This is a genomic window from Streptomyces sp. NPDC087859 (genome assembly GCF_044742595.1).
Classification (GTDB): domain Bacteria; phylum Actinomycetota; class Actinomycetes; order Streptomycetales; family Streptomycetaceae; genus Streptomyces; species Streptomyces canus_F.
The window spans coordinates 1-1,194 of sequence record NZ_JBIUUU010000048.1; the positions used below are offsets into that span (position 1 = coordinate 1).

Annotated in this window: 1 protein-coding gene; it reads right to left on the reverse strand. The window is 68.1% G+C overall.

From position 1 onward, the window contains the following. Window positions 1-955 (reverse strand): IS110 family transposase (locus ACIOHP_RS49915; protein WP_401898530.1); only part of this gene is annotated, 955 nt, incomplete at its 3' end. Window positions 956-1,194 lie beyond the last annotated feature (239 nt).

Sequence of the window (1,194 nt, forward strand, 5' to 3'; positions counted from 1 at the left end):
AGCTGCGGGTCGCCGGGGCCAGGCCGGCATAGGCGGCGAGGTGGGCGGCGGACGGGAAACTGGATCCGTCGCCGACGTCGATGAGGATCCGGGCTCCGGTCCTGACGCCGATCCCCGGCATGGACGTCAGGACCTTGGAAAGAGGGTGTGCCTCCAGCAGCTCCTCGATCCTCGCGGCCAGCAGTTTCCGCTGGTCAAGCACTGCCTGGAGCGAGCCGGCAAGACTGGGAACGATCAGGGCGGCTGCGTCCGTGCCCGGGACGACGACGGTCTGCTCGTCCAGCGCGGTGAAGATGTCCTCGACCAGCCGCTCGGCCATCCGCGGGGCCTTCGGACGTATCAGCGTCACCAGCCTGCGGCGTCCGGCCTTGCGGATCTGGGCCGGAGAGCCGAATTGGTCGAGGAGTTTGAGCACGGCCGGGTGCTGCGCTCTCGGGCCCAAGACCCGCTCCAGCGACGGGTGGATCTGCGTGAGCAGGCCCCGAAGTCGGTTGCTGATCCTCGTTGCCTCGCCGGCCAGGTCGTCATCGAAGCCAACGATCATCTCCAGCTCGGCGATGGTCTCGTCTTCGAGGTCGACCGAGCGGAGCGTGTGCGGCATGACGCGGGCCGCGTCCGCGATGACGAACGCGTCGCGGGCGTCGGTCTTGGCTTCACCTGGGTAGAGGTCCGCGATCCGCCGCATCGTCAGTCCAGGCAGATAGGCGACCGGGCAACCCATGTCCCGGGCCACCGCCAGCGGCAGGGCCCCGATCGAGGCCGGCTGGTCGACCACCACGAGCACCGTTCCGTGCTTGGCCTGCAGCTTGCCGAAGACCTCGCGGAGCTTCGGTTCGCTGTTGGGCAGCCGCTTGTCGAACACCTTCTTCCCGGCCGGGGTGACGGCGGTGGCGTGGTGTTCGCCCTTCCCGACGTCCAGGCCGAGGAAAGCTCCGATCTCACTGACGTCGATCACGCGCGTCCTCCGGTCGTACTCCAGCCCGGCCGTCCCATGGCACCGATCGCCACATCCACATTACGAAGAGCCTCCCGACCTGCGGAAAGGCCGGTGGTCATGCCCCTAATCAGCGGTCTGTCGATGCCTCCGGAGCTGGTGACACCACCCCCCAGGCCATGCGTTCGACAGGGGGAGAAAGTCATGCCAACTCCGGAGGCCGGGCGCCCCATTGCGGGGCCACGAAGAAGGTAATGGGG